This window comes from Mesorhizobium sp. M5C.F.Ca.IN.020.32.2.1 (assembly GCF_004023105.1).
GTDB classification, from domain to species: domain Bacteria; phylum Pseudomonadota; class Alphaproteobacteria; order Rhizobiales; family Rhizobiaceae; genus Mesorhizobium; species Mesorhizobium wenxiniae.
The window spans coordinates 1-6,148 of record NZ_RZSX01000354.1 but is presented as its reverse complement, the minus strand read 5'-3'; the positions used below and the strand labels follow the sequence as shown (position 1 = coordinate 6,148).

Here is a 6,148-nt window from a genome sequence, read left to right as displayed (position 1 = left end):
ACCGCATCCTCCATGATGGCGATGGCCGACAGCACCAGTTCGTTCTGGACGCCGGTGCGTAAGCGCAGCGGCATCAGCTTGCGGTCGACGCTGGAGCGCAGCGGGCTGTGGACGAACCATTCGGCGACGCCGGCGGCAAGTTCGGCGCCATAGTCTGATGTGATGATCTCCAGCATCATGTCGAGGCTGCCGACGCCGCCGGCCGAGGTGAAGCGCTTGCGGTCGATGACGTAGAGATCGCGCCTGAGCTCGATGTCCGGAAAGGCCTCGGTGAAGGCGGCCTGGCTGGTCCAGTGCAAGGTGCAGGCATGGCCGTCGAGCAGGCCCGCGCGGGCAAGGAAGAACGCGGCATCCGCCACCGCGCCGATATGGGCGCCGCCGCGCAGGCTCCTGCGGATCCAGCCCACCGCGTCCTCCGCGACGAGATGATCGGCATCACCGCCCGAGCAGACGACGACGCGGTCCACCTTCGGCGCATTTTCAGCGAAGAAGCCGGGCTGGATGACGACGCCGTTCGAGGCCTCGACCGGCCCCTCGGCGGCGCCGACGATGATCCAGCGGTAGCATTCCCGCTTCGCCAGCACATTCGCCGCGCGCAAAGGCTCGATGACCGAACTGAACGCCATCATCGGAAAGCCGGGGAAGACCAGCACCGCGAAGGTGAGGGGGCCTTCGGTTGCCGGTGGTTGGTGGCGCTCGCGAATGGACATGCTTCAATCGTGCCTGTCGGCAATTTCAGGAAAGACCACAGTTCCGCCGGATGCCACTCAGGTCAACGGGCGGTGGTGGTCAGTTGAAATTTTCACCGCGTCTAGGCGGCGTCGCCTATCGGGCCGAACTCCTAAATGCTTGCCGAAGCATTGGAGATCGTGACGGGCGCTCTGCGCGTTCCATACAGCAGGTTTAGGTAGCTACAATTAGCTTCTTGACCTGTTCACGGTCTTCCGGCGACCATTGCTTCGGGTCTTCCCCATGAGCGATCGCGCCGTGAAGTTCGACATGCTTCATCACTTCCGCCTCGGTCTCTGCCGTGAACGTCGCTGGACATGCCTCGTTTCCCGGATAGTTCCTGCAACGATACGAGTAAGCCATGGCTTTCCCTCCCAGGGTTGCCCAGATAGCAAAGCGAGGGTACGTCGCCTTTGTCAATTCACAGTTAGATGCTCCAGTCAGCCGGGAAATTTCAACCTGACGCCACTATCCAACGGGACGGCCCCGCTCAACTCGCCAGCGCCTGATCCAGATCCGCAATCAGATCATCGCCGTCCTCGATCCCGACCGACAACCGCACCAGCGAATCGGAAATCCCAATCTCGGCCCGCTTCCCGGCCGGGATCGAGCCGTGCGTCATCAGCGCCGGGTGCTCGATCAGGCTTTCGACGCCGCCGAGGCTTTCGGCCAGCGTGAACAGTTGCGTGTGCTCGAGGAAACGCTTGGTGCCGGCGAGGTCGCGGTCGAGCTCGACTGTGATCATGCCGCCGAAGGCATGCATCTGCCGCCTGGCGATGGCATGCTGCGGGTGGCTGGTGAGACCGGGATAGATGACCCGGCGGATGTCGGGGCGGCTTTCCAGCCAGTGCGCGATCTTCTGGCCGTTTGACGAATGGCGCTCCATCCTCAGCGCCAGCGTCTTGAGGCCGCGCAGCGCCAGAAAACTGTCGAACGGCCCTGATATGGCGCCGATGGCGTTCTGCAGGAATTTCAGGCGGTCGACGAGATCCTTGTTGTCGCCGACTACGGCGACGCCGCCGACCATGTCGGAATGGCCGTTGAGGTATTTCGTCGTCGAGTGGACTGATATGTCGATGCCGAGTTCCAGCGGCCGCTGCAGATAGGGGCTGCAGAAGGTGTTGTCGGCAACCGAGAGCACGCCTTTGCGCCTGGCTAGTGCTGCGATCGCTTCGAGATCGACGACACGCAGCAGCGGGTTGGTTGGCGTCTCGACCCAGAGCATTTTGGTTTCCGGGCGAATCGCCGCTTCGACCGCGGCAAGATCGGTGAAGTCGACGAAGTCGACCTGGAGGTTGGCCGAGCGTTTGCGCACCCGCTCCAGCAGCCGGAAGGTGCCGCCATAGATGTCGTCGGTGGCGACGACATGGGCGCCGGAATCGAGCAGTTCGAAAATGGTGGCGATCGCCGCCAGACCCGAGGCGAAAGCGAAGGCGGCTGCGCCGCTTTCGAGATCGGCCACCGCGCGCTCGAAGGCGAAGCGGGTCGGGTTCTGGCTGCGGGCATATTCAAAACCCTTGTGCACGCCCGGGCTCTGCTGGCCATAGGTCGAGGTCGCATAGATCGGCACCATCACCGCGCCCGTCGTCGGGTCGTGGCTCTGGCCGCCATGGATCGTGCGCGTCGAGAAGGCCAGACGGTTCCTGCCCGATACGGTGGCTTTGATGGTCATCTTGCGCGGCGCCTCAGATGGTTGATCAGGTCGATGCGGGTTATCAGGCCGATGAATTCGTCGCCATCGAAGACGATCGCGACCTCGTTGCGGTCGAACACCGGCAGCAGCGCGTCCAGCGTCTGGCTGGCCTGCAGCGTGTGCAAATTGGCAGTCATGGCCGTGCGCACCGGGGCCTTGAAGCGGTCCCAGCGGCTGTCATAGGGGCCTTCGACGTGGGCGAGGATATCGCTTTCGTCGACGATGCCGACCAGCTTGCCGTCGTCCAGCACCGGCAATTGCGAGACATCCGAGCGGCGCATGCGGCCATAGGCGTTGAGCAGGCTTTCGTCCGGGCCGACAGACACGATGTCGCCGGTGCGGTGTGTGCGCATCACCAGATCGCGCAGGTCGCCATGCTGCTCGTGCTCGGCGAGGCCCTGCTCGATCAGCCAGAAGTCGTCGAACACTTTCGACAGATATTTGTTGCCGCTGTCGCAGACGAAGGTGACGACCCGCTTCGGCACGGTTTGCTCGCGGCAATAGCGAAGCGCCGTCGAAAGCAGGGTGCCGGACGACGAGCCGGCGAGGATGCCCTCCTTGGACAGCAGGTCGCGCACCGCCAGCATGCTCTGCTTGTCGGTGATCGAGTAGGCCTTTTTGACCAGGGACAGATCGGCATTGGGCGGCACAAAATCCTCGCCGATGCCTTCCACGGTCCAGCTTCCGGCCTCTTGCATCTTGCCGGTCTTGATCAACGGCGCCAGCACCGAGCCGACCGGATCGGCGAGAATCATCTCGGTCTTCGGCGAGACCGCTGCGAAGTAGCGGCCAAGCCCGGTCAGCGTGCCGCCCGAACCGACGCCGACGATCACGGCGTCGACGTCACCGTCAAGCTGCGAATAAATCTCGGGACCGGTCGTGGTTTCATGGGCGTCCGGATTGGCCGAATTGGCGAACTGGTTGGCATAAAAGGCGCCGGGCAGCTCGGCGGCGATCTTTTCGGCCATGTCCTGATAGTATTCGGCGTGACCCTTGCCGACATCGGAACGGGTCATGCGCACTTCCGCGCCGAGCGCCCGCAAATGCTGGATTTTTTCGCGCGACATCTTGTCGGGCACGACCAGGATGATGCGGTAGCCCTTGGGGATGCCGACCTGGGCGAGGCCGAGACCGGTGTTGCCGGCGGTCGCCTCGACGATGGTGCCGCCGCGCTTCAGCTTGCCCTGTTTTTCGGCGGCGGCAATCATCGACAGCGCGATGCGGTCCTTGATCGAGCCACCGGGATTCTGGCTTTCGAGCTTGATGAACAGTCGGCACTTGCCGACGTCGAATTTGGTTAGCTCGATGACCGGCGTCTGCCCGATCAGGTCGAGAACCGAAGCATAGGGCGGGCGCAGACGAGACGATGCACTGTCCGAATGGGCACTGCCCGAGGGGGAACTGTCGGGTGCGGCGATCTTGGGCTTGCTCATATCAGATGCTCCATGGTCAAGCGACCGCCTTGGGCAGGCTGTCAGCCTATCGTCTTTTCCAGCCGTTTGCAGTCTGAAAGAAGATAGATCGTGCCAATCCGTTGGCCAGACGGGGAATGGGATTCCAGTCTTCAGCTGCTGGTGGTCTCAACCCAAACACCTTCTGCAGCAATCCTTCCCATCCCCTCTGCCATCAACAGATTCTGCCTCACCCCAGCAACCGCTTGCTCAGACGCGCGCACTGGACGCGGATATCGGGAATGGCGTCGATCTCGAAGAAGGTGCCGCGCGTCAGCGGCCCGACCGCGAGGATCTTGGCCGATACGGTGCCGTCGCTGGCGATGACCTCGCAATTGTCTGATACGTCGAGGCCAAGGCGCAGCGGATCCGGCCGGGCCAGCCCGCGGTCTACCAGCGACCGCACCACGCTGTTCGAGGTGGTCGAGATGTCCCTGGCGATGCCGGTGCAATCGTAGATGCGGGCGACGTCGCATGTTTCGAGACGCTGCGTGTGGCGCGACTGGATTTGCACGGTGAATTCGTCGCCCGCCGCGATGCCAACGACACGCCCGGCGACAAGCCGGATGCGGCCCGATTGAACCGCCTCGCTGACGCGGGCGTAGACCTGTGGCGCCATGCGATGGCGGTGAATGTCCCACCATGCCTTGGTGTGCTCGACAAAGCGGCGCTTGGCCGAAGACGGCCAGTTCTGCCAGATCTTCTGGTTGAATGGCCTGAGCCCATCGACGACGTCGCGCCAGTCGATGCCGGCCTTCTGATTTGCCCGGATCAGGTCGCGAAACCAGCCGACAAAATAAGAAAGCTGGGTGCCGAGCGGAATGTCGGCGACGTCGAGCTTGATCGGATTGCCCTTGCGGTGCGGCGAAGGCAGCAGGCCGCGCCGTGACACCGCAATAATCTCACCGCGATGGCCGCGCTGTTCCAGCGACAGGAACGCATCGACCATGCTCAAGCCGGTGCCCATCACCAGGACTCGGGCTTCGGGGTCGAGCGTGGTGTCGACTTCCGATCCCATCCTGATCGCATGGCCCTGGCCGGCGCCCGGCTCCTCGTCGTGCCCGGTCGCCAGCACGGCAAGGTGGGCGACGACGCTGGTGCCGTTGGCCAGCGTCACCTCGGCCCCGGACTCGGTCGGCGAGATCGTCAGGCTTTCTTCACGGATCAGGCGAAGACGCCCCGTCTCGCGAGCCTCGAGCTCGTCCAACAGCTCCTTCAGGTAGCGGGCATAGACGCTGCGCGGCGCGTAGACCGGCGCCTGCTCTGGGGTTGCCAGGCCGCATTCAAGCAGCCAGCGCCAGAAATTGCCGGGATCGTCGGCATAGGCGCTCATGCCGGCCGCGCTGACATTCAGCACATGCGCCGACAGCAGCGTGGAATAGGCGATGCCCTGGCCGAAATGCGGGCGCTTTTCGATCAGGGTGACACGAAGATCCGGATTGGGCGATTTCAACAGATGCGCGGCAAGGACGACGCCGCTGGCGCCGCCGCCAACGATAACGATAGAATTCGGGACGGTCGAATTTGCGCGCCCGGTCATGAGCGCACCAATTGTCTCGGGAGCCGTCGGTTCCGGCTCAGGCCTGGATTTTCAACGCAGCCGAAAGGTCTTCGTCGCCGGCGATATCGCGCATCTCGGCGAGGCTGCGCTGATCCAGCACCTCGGCGATCGCTTGCCGGACCTCGAGCATCAGATGTCGGACTTGGCATGTCGCCTCGTTGCAGTCTTCACAGCGCTGATACCGGGTGCGGCTGGCGCAGGGAATGGGGGCAAGCGGCCCGTCGAGCACGCGCACGACGTGGCCGATCTTGATTTCATCCGCCGGCCGCGCCAGGCGATAGCCGCCCTCCTTGCCCTTGCGGCTCTGGACGAAACCGGCGTTGCGCAGCTCAACCAGGATGGCATCGAGAAATTTCTTCGGGATGTTGTTTCGGGTGGCGATATCGCCAACGAAGGCGAGCTGTCCAACCGGCAGCCGCGCAAGATGGACGAGCGCCTTGAGGCCGTACTTGCCCTTTTTCGTGAGCATAGACCGAACGTTTTCCTGTCGTGCGATGGCGCAGGGGCACCAGTTGCGAAGCGCCTGGCGTGCGTCCCACCGCGTCCAAGCCTGTATGACACATAAATTCTAGTAACATGATATACAAGCCGGGCACCGTTGATTTTGCTTCGTTTTCAGCCGTTGAGGCTATTTGCCGGACGTTCTTCCTCCTGCGAGAACGCCAATTGGACAGCCAGCGCTCGACATCATGCTCAGGCGATCGCCGCGATATG

Annotated in this window: 6 protein-coding genes; all 6 read right to left on the bottom strand. The window is 63.2% G+C overall.

Annotated features, from left to right (window positions below; translation table 11 throughout):
* The coding region (locus tag EOA86_RS18330) for a GlxA family transcriptional regulator (protein WP_164891813.1) at positions 1-710 on the bottom strand (710 nt) is incomplete at its 3' end.
* A gap of 193 nt (positions 711-903) precedes the next feature.
* Positions 904-1,092 (bottom strand): DUF1059 domain-containing protein, encoded by a 189-nt coding sequence (locus EOA86_RS18325; RefSeq protein WP_127211681.1) that lies wholly within the window; start codon positions 1,090-1,092, stop codon positions 904-906.
* Between the two features lie 127 nt (positions 1,093-1,219).
* A complete protein-coding gene (locus tag EOA86_RS18320) occupies positions 1,220-2,401 on the bottom strand; it encodes a cystathionine gamma-synthase (RefSeq protein WP_128342950.1) in 1,182 nt (393 codons plus the stop codon).
* Positions 2,398-3,855 carry a pyridoxal-phosphate dependent enzyme gene (locus tag EOA86_RS18315; protein WP_128342949.1) on the bottom strand — a complete coding sequence of 486 codons (1,458 nt, stop codon included), beginning with the start codon at positions 3,853-3,855 and terminating at the stop codon, positions 2,398-2,400. The genes EOA86_RS18320 and EOA86_RS18315 overlap by 4 nt, the downstream gene beginning before the upstream one ends.
* 208 nt (positions 3,856-4,063) lie before the next feature.
* Positions 4,064-5,413, bottom strand: a complete 1,350-nt coding sequence (locus tag EOA86_RS18310; protein WP_128342947.1) for an FAD/NAD(P)-binding protein — start codon at positions 5,411-5,413, stop codon at positions 4,064-4,066.
* A gap of 37 nt (positions 5,414-5,450) precedes the next feature.
* Entirely contained in the window at positions 5,451-5,903 is a 453-nt protein-coding gene (locus EOA86_RS18305; protein WP_065006488.1) for an Rrf2 family transcriptional regulator, read from the bottom strand.
* Positions 5,904-6,148 lie beyond the last annotated feature (245 nt).